Annotated in this window: 7 protein-coding genes; 6 read left to right on the top strand and 1 reads right to left on the bottom strand. The window is 63.8% G+C overall.

Going from position 1 to position 17,684, the window contains the following annotated elements; translation table 11 throughout:
- The first annotated feature begins 50 nt into the window (after positions 1 to 50).
- From treS to treY, 6 genes are all read left to right on the top strand, one after another.
- Complete coding sequence (gene treS, locus BTHE68_RS14350; protein WP_502710588.1) at positions 51 to 3,449, top strand: maltose alpha-D-glucosyltransferase; 3,399 nt, start codon at positions 51 to 53, stop codon at positions 3,447 to 3,449.
- On the top strand, positions 3,436 to 5,661 hold the full coding sequence (gene glgB / locus BTHE68_RS14345; protein WP_162067026.1) for a 1,4-alpha-glucan branching protein GlgB: 2,226 nt from the start codon (positions 3,436 to 3,438) through the stop codon (positions 5,659 to 5,661). The genes treS and glgB overlap by 14 nt, the downstream gene beginning before the upstream one ends.
- 660 nt (positions 5,662 to 6,321) lie before the next feature.
- Positions 6,322 to 8,547: a glycogen debranching protein GlgX gene (gene glgX / locus BTHE68_RS14340; RefSeq protein WP_162067025.1), complete on the top strand. Its 2,226-nt coding sequence runs from the start codon at positions 6,322 to 6,324 to the stop codon at positions 8,545 to 8,547.
- 68 nt (positions 8,548 to 8,615) lie between these two features.
- Positions 8,616 to 10,514: a malto-oligosyltrehalose trehalohydrolase gene (treZ, locus tag BTHE68_RS14335; RefSeq protein ID WP_162067024.1), complete on the top strand. Its 1,899-nt coding sequence runs from the start codon at positions 8,616 to 8,618 to the stop codon at positions 10,512 to 10,514.
- On the top strand, positions 10,511 to 12,709 hold the full coding sequence (gene malQ / locus BTHE68_RS14330) for a 4-alpha-glucanotransferase (RefSeq protein WP_174258041.1): 2,199 nt from the start codon (positions 10,511 to 10,513) through the stop codon (positions 12,707 to 12,709). The genes treZ and malQ overlap by 4 nt, the downstream gene beginning before the upstream one ends.
- Entirely contained in the window at positions 12,706 to 15,609 is a 2,904-nt protein-coding gene (treY, locus tag BTHE68_RS14325; RefSeq protein WP_162067023.1) for a malto-oligosyltrehalose synthase, read from the top strand. Before malQ ends, treY begins: the two co-directional genes overlap by 4 nt.
- Positions 15,610 to 16,277: 668 nt before the next feature.
- Here treY and BTHE68_RS14320 read toward each other — a convergent pair.
- On the bottom strand, positions 16,278 to 17,642 hold the full coding sequence (locus BTHE68_RS14320) for a hemolysin family protein (protein ID WP_162067022.1): 1,365 nt from the start codon (positions 17,640 to 17,642) through the stop codon (positions 16,278 to 16,280).
- Between the last annotated feature and the right edge of the window lie 42 nt (positions 17,643 to 17,684).

The following is a 17,684-nucleotide window of genomic DNA, read 5'->3' as shown; positions in this document are numbered from 1 at the left end:
CACCAATAACAAGGGCGGCAGCTAGCCCGCACGAAACATTGGAGCGAAACGTGGATACAAGGGTGAAGCGCAACAAGAAGGCGTCGAGTCTCAGCGATGATCCGCTCTGGTACAAGGACGCGATCATCTATCAGGTTCACATCAAGTCTTTCTTCGATGCGAACAACGACGGCATCGGCGATTTCCCCGGCCTGCTCGCGAAACTCGACTACATCGCGGAGCTGGGCGTCGATGCGATCTGGCTGCTGCCGTTCTATCCGTCGCCGCGCCGCGACGACGGCTACGACATCGCCGACTACCGCAACGTGCATCCGGACTACGGCACCATCGCGGACGTCAAGCGCTTCATTCAGGAAGCGCACGCGCGCGGCATACGCGTGATCACCGAGCTCGTCATCAATCACACGTCGGATCAGCATCCGTGGTTTCAGCGCGCGCGGCATGCGAAGCCGGGCTCGAATCATCGCAACTATTACGTGTGGTCCGATACGGACAAGAAGTATGAGGAGACGCGCATCATCTTCATCGACACGGAGCCGTCCAACTGGACCCACGATCCGGTCGCGGGCCAGTATTACTGGCATCGCTTCTACGCGCACCAGCCGGATCTGAACTTCGACAACCCCGCGGTCCTCAAGGAAGTGCTTTCGGTGATGCGCTTCTGGCTCGACATGGGCATCGACGGGCTGCGGCTGGATGCGGTGCCTTACCTCGTCGAGCGCGAAGGCACCAACAACGAGAATCTGCCGGAAACGCACGACATTTTGAAGAAGATTCGCGCGACCATCGACGCGGAGTATCCGAACCGCATGCTGCTCGCGGAAGCGAATCAGTGGCCGGAAGACGTGAAGGAATACTTCGGCGACGAAGACGAATGCCACATGGCGTTCCATTTTCCGCTGATGCCGCGCATCTACATGTCGATCGCGAGCGAGGACCGCTTTCCGATCACCGACATCATGCGGCAGACGCCCGATCTCGGCACGACCAATCAATGGGCGATCTTCCTGCGCAACCACGACGAGCTCACGCTCGAAATGGTCACGGACTCCGAGCGCGACTATCTGTGGAACACGTATGCGAGCGATCGCCGCGCGCGTCTGAACCTCGGCATCCGGCGGCGTCTCGCGCCGCTCATGGAGCGCGACAGAAGACGCATCGAACTGATCAATTCGCTGCTGCTGTCGATGCCGGGCACGCCTGTCATCTATTACGGCGATGAACTCGGCATGGGCGACAACATCCACCTCGGCGATCGCGACGGCGTACGCACGCCGATGCAGTGGTCGTCCGACCGCAACGGCGGCTTCTCGCGCGCCGATCCGGAACAGCTCGTGTTGCCGCCCGTGATGGGCTCGCTCTACGGCTATGACGCGGTGAATGTCGAATCGCAGAGCCGCGATCCGCATTCGCTGCTGAACTGGACGCGCAAAATGCTGGCGGTGCGCCGCTCGAAGCATGCGTTCGGACGCGGCACGATCCGCTTCCTGCGGCCCGCGAACCGCAAGATCCTCGCATATCTGCGCGAGCTCGAAGGCGAACCGCCGATTCTGTGCGTCGCGAATCTTTCGCGCGCGCCGCAGGCGGTGGAACTCGACCTGTCGGAGTTCGATGGATCGGTGCCGCTGGAAATGACCGCCGATTCGCCGTTTCCGGCGATCGGCAAGCTCACGTATCTGCTGACCTTTCCGCCTTACGGTTTCCTGTGGTTCCAGCTGTGCCCCGGGAACATGCGGCCAGCGTGGGCGCAGGCGCCCTCGGAGCAATTGCCCGAATTCGTGACGATGGTGATACGCGCGGGACAGACCGGCCCGACGCCGGAGAACGTGCGCCTGCTCGAATCGGAAGTGCTCCCGAATTACCTGAGCAAGCGCCGCTGGTTCGCGTCGAAGGATCAGAAGCTGCATGGCGTGCGTCTCGCCGCGCTGACGACGATCGAAGGCGCCGGCTTCGCGTTCACCGAAATCGAAGCCGATGTCGGCGATCATTGCGAGCGCTATGTGCTGCCGCTGTCGATCGCGTGGGGCACGGAAACCACCTCGCCGCTCTATATGCAGCTCGCGCTGGCGCGCGTGCGGCGCAACCGCAATATCGGGCATCTCACCGATGCGTTCTCGGTGCCGCAGTTCACCTACGGCGTCATGCGCAAGCTGAAGGAACGCGCGGTCGTGCCGACGGTGCAAAAGAGCGAGATCCGCTTCATTCCGACCGAGCGGCTCAACGAACTCAACTACTATCCCGCCGATCTGCCGGAGATTCGCTGGCTCGCGGCCGAACAGAGCAACAGCTCGCTCGTGATCGGCGACAAGGTCGTGTTGAAGCTGGTGCGGCGCATCGTCGGCGGCATTCATCCCGAAGCGGAGATGAGCCGCTATCTGACGAAGCTCGGCTATGCGAACACCGGCCCGCTCTACGGCGAAGTCGTGCGTGTCGATCCGCAGGGCGTGCCGCATACGCTCATCATCCTGCAGGGCTATATCGACAATCAGGGCGATGCGTGGAACTACGCGCTCGACTATCTGCGCCGCACGGTCGATGAACTCGCCGTCGCGGTGGAAGCGGAGGAGCATACGCAGGAACGCGATGCGCAGCTCGAAGGTTTCGCGGGCTACGGCACGATCGCGGGCGTGATCGGCAAGCGGCTGGGCGAGTTGCATGTCGCGCTCGCCACGCCCACCGACGATGAAGCCTTCGCGCCACAGCGCGCGAGCGCCGAAGACGCGCAAGGATGGATCGACGGCACGCTGAAGCTGCTCGATTCGGCGCTCGATATCCTCGCGCAGAAGATCGGCGAGTTCAACGAGCAAGACCGTTTCCTCGCGCAGAGCCTGCTCGATCGACGCGACCTTCTGGTCGATGCAGTGAAGAAACTCATCGTGCCCGGCGCCGATGCGCTGTGCATCCGCATCCACGGCGATTTCCATCTGGGCCAGGTGCTGATGGCCCAGGGCGATGCCTATCTGATCGATTTCGAGGGCGAGCCCGCGCGTGCGCTCGAAGAGCGCCGCAGAAAGACGAGCCCGCTGCGCGACGTCGCGGGCCTGATGCGATCGCTGTCGTATGCGAGCGCCGCGGCGCAATCGACGACGGAAAACGCGCCCGCGCAGACGGCGGATCGCAAGCGCGCGCTGTTCGAGCGGATGCGCGCGTTCGCCGAGGAGAGCTTCTTGCGTGAGTACATGGCGGCGATTGCATCGTCGCCTGAAACGATCGCGGCCGAAGACGTGTTTCAACCGTTGCTCGATCTCTTCCTGATCGAGAAGGCCGCTTACGAAATCCGCTACGAAGCAGCGAACCGGCCGACCTGGATCGGCCTTCCGTTGCGGGGTCTCGCGTCTCTCGCCAGCCGTTTGCTGGGAGATACGGGCGAGCCGCCCGCTCCGGGCACGCGACCCGTGTTCGGAGCAACCAAGGACAATCCGGATGGAACCCACCATGAACACTCGTAGCGATCCGGCGGATACCAGGAATCCGGCGCACGGCCTCAATCCGCTCGACATCGACGCACTCGTCGAGGCCCGGCATCCCGATCCGTTCTCGATGCTCGGCCTGCATCAAACCGATCTGGGGCATGTCGTGCGCGTGTTCCTGCCGGGCGCATCGTCCGTGGGCGTGACGGATGCGGGCAACGGCGAGCACATCGGCTCGCTCGCGCGCATTCACGATGCGGGGCTCTATGCGGGCTTCGTCGAGCGGCCAACGGCGTATCGTCTGCAGATCGACTGGCACGGCACGCCGCAGGAAACGCACGATACTTATTCCTTCGGCCCCGCTTTGCCCGATGAATGGCTGACGCGTCTATCGCAAGCGGACCCGTATGCAGTGCTCGAATGTCTCGGCTCGCGCCCGGTCACGCATGGCAATGTCGCGGGCGTGCGTTTCGCGGTGTGGGCGCCGAATGCGCGCCGCGTGTCGGTGGTCGGCGACTTCAACACGTGGGATGGCCGGCGCCACCCGATGCGTCTGCGCCACGATGCGGGCGTCTGGGAGCTGTTCATTCCGGGCATCGGCGCGGGCACGCGCTACAAGTACGAGATCGTCGCACGCGACGGCCACGCGCTGCCGCTGAAGGCCGATCCTTGCGCGATGCAGAGCGAGAAGCCGCCTTCGACGGCATCGGTGGTCGCGGATGCGGACGCCATCGATCACTACGCATGGACCGATGCCGAATGGATGGCCACGCGCGGCGGCAAGCAGACGGCGCAATCGCCGATCACGATTTACGAGGCGCATGCCGAATCGTGGCTGCGCGTGCCGGAGGAAGCCAATCGCGGCATGAACTGGCACGAGCTTGCCGAACGTCTGATTCCGTATGCGAAGGGCATGGGCTTCACGCATCTGGAGTTCATGCCGATCGCCGAGCATCCGTTCGGCGGTTCGTGGGGTTATCAGCCGCTCGGGCAGTTCGCGCCGTCCGCGCGCTTCGGCACGCCGGAGCAGTTCGCGGAGTTCGTGAACCGCGCGCACGAGGCGGGGCTGGGCGTGATCATCGACTGGGTGCCGGCGCACTTCCCGAACGACGCGCATGGTCTCGTGCAATTCGACGGCACGCCGCTGTACGAACACGCGGACCCGCGCGAGGGCTATCACCAGGACTGGAACACGATGATCTACAACCTCGGGCGCAACGAGGTGAGCGCGTTCCTGATCGCATCGGGGCTGGCGTGGCTGAAGCGCTATCACGTCGATGGCTTGCGTGTCGATGCGGTCGCGTCGATGTTGTATCGCGACTATTCGCGCAAGGCGGGCGAGTGGGTGCCGAACATCTATGGCGGTCGCGAGAATCTCGAATCGATTGCGTTTCTCAAGCGGTTGAATCACGAAGTGCGGCAGATTCCGGGCGCGATCACCGTGGCCGAGGAATCGACGGCGTGGCCGGGCGTGACGGCGGATGTCGAGAGCGGCGGGCTTGGTTTCGACTTCAAGTGGAACATGGGCTGGATGCACGACACGCTGCATTACATGGAGGAGGATCCGGTTTATCGGCAGTACCACCATCATCTCTATACGTTCGGGATGGTGTATGCGTATTCCGAGCGCTTCGTTCTGCCCTTGTCGCACGACGAAGTGGTGCATGGCAAGGGATCGCTCATCAACAAGATGCCGGGGGACCGGTGGCAGAAGTTCGCCAACCTGCGCGCCTATTACGGTTTCATGTGGACGCATCCGGGCAAGAAGCTCCTGTTCATGGGCGGGGAATTCGGGCAGTTCGCGGAGTTCAATCACGATGAATCGCCGCACTGGCATCTGCTCGATGATTCACTGCACGGCGGGTTGCAGAGGCTCGTGCGCGATCTGAATCTGCTTTATACGAGCGAGCCTGCGTTGCATAAGCTCGATAGCGATTCGCGCGGGTTCGAGTGGATCGTCGGCGATGACAATGCGAATAGCGTGTATGCGTATCGGCGTACGGATGCCGAAGGGCGGGATCTCGTTGTGGTGTGCAATATGACGCCGGTGCCTCGGCTGGCTTATCGGATCGGGCTGCCACGGCGTGGGCGTTGGAGTGAGGTTTTTAACTCCGATGCTTCGATTTATGGTGGCTCCAATACCGGGAATGGCGGGGTTATTCACACGGATGACTATCCGGGTCATGGGAGGGATCAGTCGGCGGCGTTGACGTTGCCGCCGTTGGCGACCATTGTGTTGAGGGCGGATTGAGGTTCGGTTTTGCTTTTCGCCGGATCCCGATTTCGTGTCGGTGTATTAGCGTTGCCCCTGTGCGGGGCGGCACCTACTTTCTTTGCTGCTGCAAAGAAAGTAGGCAAAGAAAGCAGCTCGAGACGCCCGCGGTCACACGCAATTTGGGTGTTCTTCTCGTTGTTCGTGGCCTCTGTAGCGAGTGCCCTCGTAGGCCTAACCGGGCGTGGACCGCGCACGGTCTGACTAGCTAGTTGTTTAAGCGCGCTGGTTCAGCACGAAATAGCTTCGGCACAGCGCTACGCGCTGCCGTGGGGTATGCAAGGGAAACCAACGAGAAAAGAGAAACGCAGAAGCACACGCAGACCCGAGGTACCCATCGGCCGCGAAGCGGGCCGGAGCCATTTTGTGCTGAACCAGTTTGCGTTGTGGTGCGAAGCGGCAGACCGTGCGCGGTCCACGCCCGATGTGGCCTTTGAGGGCACTCGCTACTGAGTGCCACGAGCGAGGAGAAGAATACCCAAATTGCGTGTGACCGCGGGCGTGTCGAGCTGCTTTCTTTGGTTACTTTCTTTGCAGCAGCAAAGAAAGTGACTGCCGCCCCGCACAGGGGCAGTGCTAATAGACCAACACGACAACGGGATCCGGCAACAAAAAGACCTAACCTAAAGGAAAGCCCAAATGGCAAATGCACTCCCCGAACGGTTACTCCCGGGCGCCTCGTACCCGCTCGGAGCCAACTGGGACGGTCTGGGCGTCAACTTCGCGGTGTTCTCATCGAATGCTCACCGCATCGAGGTATGTCTCTTCGACAGCACCGGCCGCAAGGAACTGATGCGCTTCGACCTGCCCGAGTGCACCGATGAAATCTGGCACGGCTATCTCCCCGGCGCGCATCCGGGAACGGTCTACGGTTTCCGCGCCCACGGCCCGTACCAGCCACAGCAAGGTCACCGCTTCAACCCGCACAAACTGCTGCTCGACCCCTACGCGAAAAAGCTCGTCGGCCCCTGGCGCTGGTCCGATGCGCTCTTCGGTTATCGCGTGCATTCGAACCGGCTCGACATGTCGATGGACCGTCGCGACTCCGCACCCGCGATGCCCAAATGCATCGTCACCGACGACGCCTTCGACTGGTCCCGCGACGTGCGCCCCGACACGCCCTGGGGCGAAACCATCATCTACGAGACGCACGTGCGCGGCACATCGATGATGCGCCACGACATCCGCCAGCACGAACGCGGCACCTTCGCGGCGCTCTCGTCGCCGTGGTTCATCGAGCACTTGCAGAAACTCGGCATCACCGCCGTCGAGTTCCTGCCGGTCCACGCATTCCTGAACGACCGCTTTCTCGTCGAGCGCAGCCTCAGAAACTACTGGGGCTACAACACGGCGGCGTTCTTCGCGCCCGAACCGTCGTATCTGTCGACACATCGGCTCAACGAAATGCGTATCGCCGTGCGCCAGTTGCACGCGGCGGGCATCGAAGTGTTTCTCGATGTCGTCTACAACCACACCTGCGAAGGCAACGAACTCGGACCGACGGTCTCATGGCGCGGCCTCGACAACGCCAGCTATTACCGCCTGATTCCCGGCGACGAGCGCCATTACATCAACGAGACCGGCTGCGGCAATACCGTGAACCTGTCGCATCCGCGCGTGCTGCAGATGGTGATGGATTCGCTGCGCTACTGGAGCACCGCGTTCAATATCGACGGCTTTCGTTTCGATCTCGGCGTCACGCTCGGGCGCGAAGGCCACGGCTTCGATCCAGGTTCGGGCTTCTTCGATGCCGTTCGCCAGGATCCGATCCTCTCCACGCGCAAGCTCATCTCGGAGCCGTGGGACATCGGGCCGGACGGCTATCAGGTGGGCAATCATCCGCCGGGCTTCGCCGAATGGAACGACAAGTATCGCGACGGCGTGCGTCGCTTCTGGCGCGGCGATGCGGGCATGCGCCCCGATCTCGCCGCGCGCCTCACCGGCTCCGCGGAACTGTTCAACCGCCGCTTCAGGAAACCGTGGGCTTCGGTGAATTTCGTCGCGTCGCATGATGGCTTCACGCTCGCCGATGTCACCGCGTATTCGCACAAGCATAACGAGGCGAATCAGGAAGGCAACAACGACGGCCACAACGAAAATTGCAGCACGAACTGGGGCGTGGAAGGCCCGACCGACGACCCCGCGATTCTCGCCATCCGCGCGCGTCTCGCCCGCTCGATGATCGCGACGACGCTGCTCTCGCTCGGCACACCGATGCTGCTCGCCGGCGACGAATTCGGCCGCACGCAACAGGGCAATAACAACGCCTACTGCCAGGACAACGAGATATCGTGGCTCGACTGGGACGCGGCGGCGAGTGCGCAGGGTGTCGAGATGACCGAGTTCGTCGCGCGCGTCATCGCACTGCGCAAAAGTTACCCCGTGCTGCGCGAAACGCGGTTTCTCTACGGCGACCGCGAAGTGCTGCCGGGACTCTACGATGTGAGCTGGTTCGATGAACGCGGCGACGCGCTCGAGATCGAAGCATGGCAGGACGCCGAGCGGCGCGCGCTCACGCTGCGGCGCGCAGGCCCCGGCATCGACGGCGAAATCGATGTGCTGCTGATCATGTTCAACGGATCGTCACAAACGCTGGTATTCACGCCGCCCGCGCCGCACTTGGAATGGAACGTGCTCATCGATAGCGCGGAGCCCGACTCCGTGACGCGGCCGCTCGTCGGCAGCGATCTGGAGGTGGCCGCGCACAGCATCACGGTGCTGCTGGCCGAGCCGACCGGCGAGGCCGACTGGCAGGCGGTGTGGATGGCGGGCGCGCATCAGGGGCCTCGACTTTTGACGGCTTTGCCGCCCGATCCGGGTACGATGCCTTCGCCGCGTGCGCCCGACATCGATTCGCCGTATTGAAGCGCCAGCAAAAGACTTGACACGCCCGCGAGAAATTCGCCGAACAGCAGCACTACAGGCAGGAAATCATGTCCGAACGTCCGATCGATCCGCACAAGCATCATCATGCGTATTGCCTTCCTTTCGGCGCTCATCTGACGGGCGCCGTGCGTGAAAATCCGCGTACGCGCTTTCGGTTCTGGGCGCCTTCGCGCGATGCCGTGCAAGTGGAAATTCAGCGCGCGGGCGGCGCGCCCGAACTGGTCGACATGCAGGCAACCGGCGACGGCTGGTTCGAAGCCGAAGCCGATGGCGGCGCGGGCACGCTCTACCGCTATCGGCTAGACCAGGACCTCGCCGTGCCCGATCCCGCTTCGCGCTTTCAGCCGCAGGACGTGCACGGCCCGAGCGAAGTCGTCGATCCGCGCGCGTATCGCTGGACCCACACCAACTGGCACGGCAGGCCGTGGGAAGAAACCGTGCTCTACGAACTGCACGTCGGCGCGATGGGCGGATATGCCGGCGTCACCGCGCGTCTGCCGGAACTCGCGCAACTCGGCGTGACGGCCATCGAACTGATGCCGCTCAACGATTTCTCCGGCACGCGCAACTGGGGCTACGACGGCGTGCTGCCTTACGCGCCCGACTCGTCCTACGGCCGCCCCGATGACCTGAAGAAGCTCGTCGACACCGCGCATGGTCTCGGCCTGATGGTGTTTCTCGATGTCGTTTATAACCACTTCGGCCCGGACGGCAACTATCTGCACGCGTACGCGAAGACCTTCTTCCGCGAAGGCGTGCACACGCCGTGGGGTCCGGCGATCGACTTCGAGCGTCCGCAAGTGCGTGACCTCTTCTTCGACAATGCCCTGTATTGGCTCAACGAATATCGTTTCGATGGCCTGCGCCTCGATGCGGTGCACGCCATCGACGACGACGAATGGCTGCGCGAGTTCGCGCACCGCGTGCGCAGTTCCGTCGAAGCGGGCCGTCACGTGCATCTGGTGCTGGAGAACGAGCACAACACGGCGAATCTGCTCGAAGCGCATTTCGACGCCCAATGGAACGACGACGCGCACAACACGCTGCACGTCCTTCTGACAGGCGAAAGCGAGAGCTACTACGGCGCGTATTGCGACAGGCCCATCGAGAAGCTCGCGCGCATCCTGAGCGAAGGCTTCGCGTATCAGGGCGATCCATCGCCGATCCACGATGGCAAGCCGCGTGGCGAAACGAGCGCACATCTGCCGCCCACGCGTTTCGTGATGTTCCTGCAGAACCACGATCAGATCGGCAATCGGGCGATGGGCGACCGTCTGCGCTCACTGACCGACGATGAATCGCTCTACGCCGCGACGGGTCTTCTGTTGCTGTCGCCGCAGGTTCCGCTGCTGTTCATGGAAGAGCAATACGGGTCGAAGCAGCCTTTCCTGTTCTTCACCGACTATCACGATCAGCTCGCCGATGCCGTGCGCGAAGGCCGTCGCAAGGAGTTCGCAAAGTTCTCCGCGTTCAGCGACGAAAAACGCCGCGCGCAGATTCCCGATCCGAACGATAAACAGACCTTCGCGATGTCCTCGCCGACGCTGTCCGACAAACAGGACGAAGAAGACCGGCTCGCATGGCTGCACTTCTATCGCTCGGCGCTTACGGTGCGCGCGAAGCTCGTCACGCCGCGTCTGAAGGGCGCGAAATCGCTTGGCGCGGAGGTACTCGGCGACAAGGCGCTCGTCGCGCGCTGGAAGCTCGGCGATGGCGAGACGCTGACCATCGCGCTCAATCTCGGCGATGAGGGCATCGCGCTGAAGGAGAATCCCGCCGGCAAGATCATCTTCGAGACGCCGGCGCGCGCGCAGGATCGCGCGCGTGACGGGGAACTCAGCGGACGCACGTTCCTCGCCTGGCTCACCGGCGACGTGAACGAGTACGCGATCGCGCACGACGCGCGCCGCTTCGAACCGGCATCGGCCGAAGGGAAAGTCTCGTGAGCGCCGCCACCAGTAAAACGCACGACACGCGGCCCGTGAGCAGCATCGAAGCGCTCGCGGAACGCGCCGGCTTCGAGATCGAATGGCTGAACGCGCACAAGACCATGCAGCGCGTGCCGGAAACGACGCTGCGCATCCTGCTCGAAAAGCTCGGCCTGCCGTGCGGCAACGCCACGCAGATCCGGCAGAGTATGGCCGCCATCGATGCCGAGATCAGCGGACGCAAGCTGCCGCCGCTCATCACCGCCGAAGTGGATCGCGGCATCGCGCTGCCGGTGTCGGCGGCGAAGTCGGGCGCGCGCTATCGCATCGAACTGGAAAGCGGCGAGGTCATCGACGGACGCTTCACGTCGCCCAAGGGCGAGACCGCGCTGCTCTCACCGATCGCCGAGCCGGGTTATCACACGCTCGTCATCAACGACCATCGCACGACGCTCGCGGTCGCGCCCGCGCGCTGCTATACGATCGACGATGCATGGCGCACCGTGGACGAAGACGCCGAACACGTGCCGCCGCTCTGGGGCGTCGCGGCGCAGGTGTATGGACTGCGGCGCAACGGCGATGGCGGCATCGGCGATTTCACCGCGCTGGCGTCGCTCGCGACGCAGATGGCGAGGCGCGGCGGACACGCCGTCGCCATCAGCCCGATGCACGCGATGTTCAGCGCCGAGCCGAACAAGTTCAGCCCGTATTCGCCGTCGTCGCGGCTCTTTCTCAACATCGCGCATATCGATCCGGCCGCCGTGCTCGGCGCGCCCGCGGCTCGCGCGGCGATCGAAAAAGCGGGCGTGGCCCAAGAGCTCGACGAACTCGAAGGTCTCGCGCTGATCGACTGGCCGCGTGCATCGAAAGCGCGTCTTGCGATTCTGCGCGCCCTCTTCGACACCTTTTCGCAAGACCGCGATTCGCCCTTCGCGAAGGACTTCGCCGCGTTCGTCGCGGAAGGCGGCCGGCCGCTCGAAGATCATGCGCGCTTCGAGGCGCTGCAGGCCGCGCAGATCGGGGAGAATGGCGAAGGCCACTGGCGCAACTGGCCCGAGGCGTTGCGCGATCCGCGCAGCGACGCGGTGACGGAATTCGCCAGCGCGCATCGCCGCGAAGTAGACTTTTATCTCTTCACGCAATGGCTCGCGGCCAAGGGCCTCATGCATGCGCAGTACGCCGCGCGCGATGCGGGCATGGCCGTGGGTCTCGTCGCGGACCTCGCGGTCGGTTGCGACAGCGCGGGCAGTCACGCATGGTCTTATCGCGAGGAAATGCTCACGGGCGTGTCGGTCGGTGCGCCGCCCGATCTCTTCAATCAGGCCGGGCAATCGTGGGGCCTCACGACCTTCTCGCCGCGCGCGATGCGCACGCAGGGCTTTGCGGCGTTCATCGACATGCTGCGCTGCGCGTTCGCGCGCGCGGGCGGCATCCGCATCGATCATATTCTCGGCCTGCGCCGGCTCTGGCTCGTGCCCGAAGGCGAAAGCGCGAAAGACGGCGCGTATCTGCGCTATCCGCTCGATGACATGCTGCGGCTCATCGCGCTCGAATCGTGGCGGCATCGCGCGATCGTGGTCGGCGAGGACCTCGGCACCGTGCCGCCGGGCTTTACGGAGCGCTTGCAGGAGCACGGCTTGCTGGGCATACGCGTGCTGTGGTTCGAGCGCGAAGTGGATGGCCCGGGCTTCAAGCCGGCGCGCGAATGGGACAGCGGCGTCACCGCGACGACGACGACGCACGACCTGCCGACCGTCACCGGATGGTGGCGCGGCGAGGACATCGTATGGCGCTCGAAGATCGGTCAGACGAACGCGCGCGCCGATGGCCGCGACGCCGTCGAAGCAGCGCTCGAGGAGCGCGGCGCGGATCGCGCGTATCTGTGGCGCGCGTTTCAGGATGCCGGCATCGCACCTGACGACGTGGACGCGCCCGGCATCGACAACGCGCCCGTCGATGAAGCGCTCGCCTTCGTCGCCGCGACGCCCGCGCCGCTCGTCACGTATCCGCTCGAGGACCTGCTGGCGCTCGCGGAGCAGCCGAACCTGCCCGGCTCGATCGACGAGCATCCGAACTGGCGAAGGCGCATGACCAGCGCCGTCGACGAGCTGTTTCTCGACGATGCCTTCTCCGACCGCCTGCTCGCCGTCGATGCCGCGCGCAAGCGCTCCGTGCAGCCGAACGAAACCACATCGAAACCCGAATCACCATGACCGTACCGCGTTCCACGCTCAGGCTTCAGCTTCATAAAGACTTCACGTTCGACGACGCCGCCGCGCTCGTGGACTACTTCGCGCAACTCGGCGTGAGTCACGCCTATGTGTCGCCGATCACGACCGCGACCGCCGGCTCAACGCACGGCTACGACGTAGTCGACTACACGACGGTCAATCCCGAGCTGGGCGGCGAGGATGGGCTGCGGCGCTTTGTCGAGAAGCTGCGCGCGCACGAGATGGGACTCATCGTTGATATCGTGCCGAATCATATGGGCGTGGGCGGATCGCAGAACGCGTGGTGGCAGGACATTCTCGAATGGGGCCGCCATGCCGCGCACGCGCGCTTCTTCGACGTCGACTGGCATTCGCCCGATCCCGCGTTGCGCGGCAAGGTGCTCGCGCCGTTTCTCGGCGCGTCCTATGGCGACGAATTGCAGGCCGGCAAAATCAGGCTCGCGTACCGCGCGGACGAAGGGCGCTTCGTCATCGAGTATTACTCGAATGCGTTTCCGGTGTGCCCGGTCGACTACCCTGCCGTGTTTCAGGAAGCGCCCGAGCTTGCGCAACGCTTCGTCGGTTTGACGACGCAGCCTGTCGATCAGCCGCGCGCCGCCGACGCACGCACCGCGCTCGTCACCATCGCGCAGACCGAGGGCGGCCAGGCCGCGATCGAGGCGATCCTCGCCGCGCACGCGCCGGATACGCCCGCAGGCCGCGACCGGTTGCATCGTCTGCTGGAGCGCCAGCATTTCCGCCTTGCATGGTGGCGCACCGCCGCCGACGAAGTGAACTGGCGGCGCTTCTTCGACGTGAGCACGCTCGGCGGCGTGCGCGTCGAGCGGCCCGAGGTGTTCGAGGCATCGCATGCGCTCGTCTTCAGACTCTTTACGGAAGGGCTGATCGATGGGGTGCGCGTCGATCACGTCGATGGTCTGGCCGAACCGCGCGAGTATTGCCAGCGCTTGCGCGCCCGGCTCGAAGAGCTGGCGATCGAACGTCCTGAGGCGTTGCGGCACGGCAATGGCCGCACGTATTTCGTCGTCGAGAAGATTCTTGCGCGCGGCGAGCCGTTGCGGCGCGACTGGCAGGTCGACGGCACGACCGGCTACGACTTCATGAACGATGTCGGCGCGCTGCTGCATGATCCGGCGGGCGCGCAACCGCTTGCCGCGTTGTGGGCCGAGATCACGGGCAAGAGCGCGTGCTTCGCCGATGAGGCGCTCGCCGCGCGCCGCAAGATACTCGCGGAGAATCTGTCGGCGGAACTGGATCGCGTCACGCGCGCGCTGCATCGTATCGCGCGCGATGCGCAGACGACGCGCGATCTCACGTTCACGTCGATCAGGCGGGTGGTCGCGGAACTCGTCGTGCAGTTTCCGGTGTATCGCATCTATCCGATCGGCAGCGTGCGCAGCCCCGAGGACGAGCGCTTCTTCACGCAAGCGCTCGACGCCGCGCGCGCGGTGCTCGCGCGGGCGGATCATGTCGTGCTCGACCAGGTCGCGCAATGGCTCGGCGGCAAGCTGCCCGACGATGTGCCGCAGCCCGAGCGTGGCGAGCGTCCGGAACGCGGCCGTGATCGCGCCGCGGAGCGCACGCGCGAGCGTGATCGCAGTCAGGCGCAGGCGGGGCCGAACCCGCCATCGTCGAGCGGCTCGCAGCGTCGTGCGGCGCAGACGCTGTTTTCGCAGTTGACATCGCCGGTGGCGGCGAAGGCGGTCGAAGATACGGCGTGCTATCGCTACGGGCGGCTCATTTCGCGCAATGAAGTCGGCGCGGACCCGGGTGAATTTTCGCTGTCCGTCGACGCGTTCCACGCAGGCAATCAGGAGCGCTTCGCCGCGTTTCCGCATGCCATGCTCTGCACTGCGACGCACGATCACAAGCGCGGAGAAGACGTGCGCGCGCGCATCGCGGCGTTGAGCGAGATTCCCGACGAGTGGGCCACGACGCTGCGGCAATGGTCCACCTTGAACACGCCTCTGAGACGCGGCGATCAGCACGACTGGGCGCCGGGGCCGGCGGCGGAGGCGATGCTTTATCAGACGCTCGTCGGATGCTGGCCGACGACGCTCGCCCCCGATGACGAAGCGGGCGTTCACGCGCTTGCGGAACGTGTGGCGCAATGGCAGTTGAAGGCGCTGCGTGAGGCGAAGTCGCGTACGAGTTGGTTCGCGCCTGACGAAGCGTACGAGAACGCGTGCAAGGACTTTCTATTCGATATCGTCGCGCCGCAGCGGCGCAATGGCTTTTTGCAGGAGTTGTCGGCGTTCGTCGCGCGCATCGCGCCGCTCGGCGCGATCAACAGTTTCCAGCAGACGCTGTTGCGGCTTACGTCGCCGGGTGTGCCGGATCTTTATCAGGGCACCGAGTTGTGGGACTTCAGTCTCGTCGATCCTGACAATCGCAGGCCTGTCGATTATGCGTTGCGTCGGCAGTGGCTCGCCGAGGTGGAAGAGAAGGGACCGCCCTCCGAGCAGTTGGCGAACTGGCGCGATGGACGTGTGAAGCTGGCGCTCGTGAGGCGCGCTCTGGCTTTGCGCAAGCATTGCGAGTCGTTGTTCGCTCAAGGAGAGTATGTGCCGCTCGAGGTTCAGGGTGAGCAGGCTGGAAATGTGATCGCTTATGCGCGGCATGCGGGGAGTGCGTTTGCGATCGTGATCGCGACGCGGCTTGCGGCATCGTTGCTGGATCCTGAGCGGGATGTGCCGCTTGTCGAGCCTGAACGTTGGGGCGACACGGCGATCGCGTTGCCCGAGGCGCTGCATTCGCGGGCGTTGTTCGATTGGTTGGGGCCCAATGCGCCCAAGGCCGAAGGGGAGAGGCTGTTTTTGCGCGATGCGTTGGCGGTGATGCCGGTGGCTTTGCTGGTGGAGGAAGGCGTGCCGAAGCCTTAGGGTTTTGGTTTTTCGCCGGATCCCGTGTTCGCGTCGGTCTATTGGTGTTGCCCCTGTGCGGGGCGGCAGTCACTTTCTTTGCTGCTGCAAAGAAAGTAACCAAAGAAAGCAGCTCGAAACGCCCGCGGTCACACGCAATTTGGGTGTTCTTCTCGTCGCTCGTGGCCTCTGTAGCGAGTGCCCTCGTAGGCCTAACCCGGCTTGGACCGCGCACGGTCTGACAAGCTAGTCGTTTGAGCGCGCTGGTTCAGCACGAAACTGTTCCGGCTCAGCGCTGCGCGCTGCCGTTGGGTATGCAAGGGAAACAGACGAGAAAAAGGATACGCAGAAGCACACGCAGTCCCGATTGACCCGTCGGCCGCGAAGCGGGCCGGAGCTATTTCGTGCTGAACCAGTCGCGCGTGTGGCGCGATGTGGCAGACCGTGCGCGGTCCAAGCCCGGTCTGGCCTACGAGGGCACTCGCTACTGCTGTGCCAAGACTGATCGCCTGTGCCGCGGCCGACATGAAGTACTTTGGATGGGGATAGCTGCTTTCTTTGGTTACTTTCTTTGCAGCAGCAAAGAAAGTGACTGCCGCCCCGCACAGGGGCAACGCCAATAAACCGACACGAAAACGGGATCCGGCGACAAACCAAAACCCAAAACCCAAACCCCAAACCCCAAAAGGTCACTCCGCTTCCTCAAGCGCCTCTTCCCTTGGATAAACCCGCACCAGTACGATGCGCGGCCCGTTCATCTTCTTGACCACGATATCGAACCGATCGAACTCCACCCGTTGCCCTTCGGTGGGCAGATCGCCGAGCGCATTGATCACGAGTCCGCCCACCGATTCCGCCCGCCCTTCATCGATATCGATCCCCAGCGCGCGCTCGAGCGAAACAACCGGCAAGCTCCCCTTGCCCATCAGCGTGCCATCGTCCATGCGTGACCAATCGGCATCACCCTGACGAAACTCGTCGTGAATCTGCCCGACGAGCGCGCCAAGCAGGTTATCGAGTGTGATGAAGCCGATCGGCTTCGCCCCCTTGCGACCAACGATGGCCAGATGCGGCGCGCCTTTGCGAAAACGCCGAAACAACTCCAGCGCCGACAGATTCGGCGCGACATATTGCACGGGCCGCACATGCCGAGAAAGCTTGTCGATCTTCTCGGCTGCATCCTTCGACAAGCTGAAGTTGAAGCCGCGCCCGCTGCCATCGCCCGCCAGCAGCAGGTCCTTCAGATGGATCATGCCGATCACGCGCTCGCCCGATGCATCGGCGAACAGCGGATAGCGCGAAAAACGATGCCGCGAAATCACAGCGAGGTTGTCACGCATCGGCAAATCGTTACGCAGCCCGACGAGCTCATGCGCCGGACGCATCAGGTCCGACACCGTCATGCGGCTGAAATCGAGCGAATGCGCGATGGTGTTCCACTCGTCCTCGTTATACGAAGACGCGCCGCCATGACGACGCCCGCGCAGGATCAGCTTGAGCTCGTCGGTGGAGTAATGCGCGTCATGGCCGTGCTCGGCCGAGATGCCGAAAAGCCGCAGCACGAAGTTCGCGCTCGAGTTCAGCACCCAGATGAACGGATACATCACCCAGTAGAAGCCATAGAGCGGCGTGGCGAGCCACAGACCCACCTGCTCCGCGCGACGAATGGCCCACGACTTGGGCGCCAGCTCGCCGACGACGATATGCAGAAACGAAATGACCGTGAACGCGAAGAACAGCGAGATCGAATCGATCAGCTTCTCCGATTCGACACCGATCAGCGCGAACAACGGATGCAGGAGCGTGGCGAACGCCGGCTCGCCGATCCAGCCGAGCCCGAGGGACGCCAGCGTGATGCCAAGCTGGCATGCGGACAGATAGGCGTCGAGCTGCCCGTGCACCTTGGCGAGCAGGCGGCCAGGAAGGCCGTTGGTGCGCGCCAGCGCCTTGACGCGCGTGGGCCGCAGTTTGACGAGCCCGAACTCCGCCGCGACGAAGAAGCCATTCAACGCGACGAGCAACAATGCGCCGATCAGCGCGACAACCTGAGCCAAAGCAACTCTCTTCGAAAATGGAAAGCGTCAGTATATGGCCGA

It is taken from the genome of Burkholderia sp. THE68 (assembly GCF_009938265.1).
Taxonomy (GTDB): domain Bacteria; phylum Pseudomonadota; class Gammaproteobacteria; order Burkholderiales; family Burkholderiaceae; genus Caballeronia.
This window is presented reverse-complemented; position numbering and strand designations above follow the sequence as displayed.

Coding starts and splice junctions, on each gene's coding strand:
- glgB (WP_162067026.1), top strand. CDS start 3,436: ATGAACACTCGTAGCGATCCGGCGGATACCAGGAATCCGGCGCACGGC.
- glgX (WP_162067025.1), top strand. CDS start 6,322: ATGGCAAATGCACTCCCCGAACGGTTACTCCCGGGCGCCTCGTACCCG.
- treZ (WP_162067024.1), top strand. CDS start 8,616: ATGTCCGAACGTCCGATCGATCCGCACAAGCATCATCATGCGTATTGC.
- treY (WP_162067023.1), top strand. CDS start 12,706: ATGACCGTACCGCGTTCCACGCTCAGGCTTCAGCTTCATAAAGACTTC.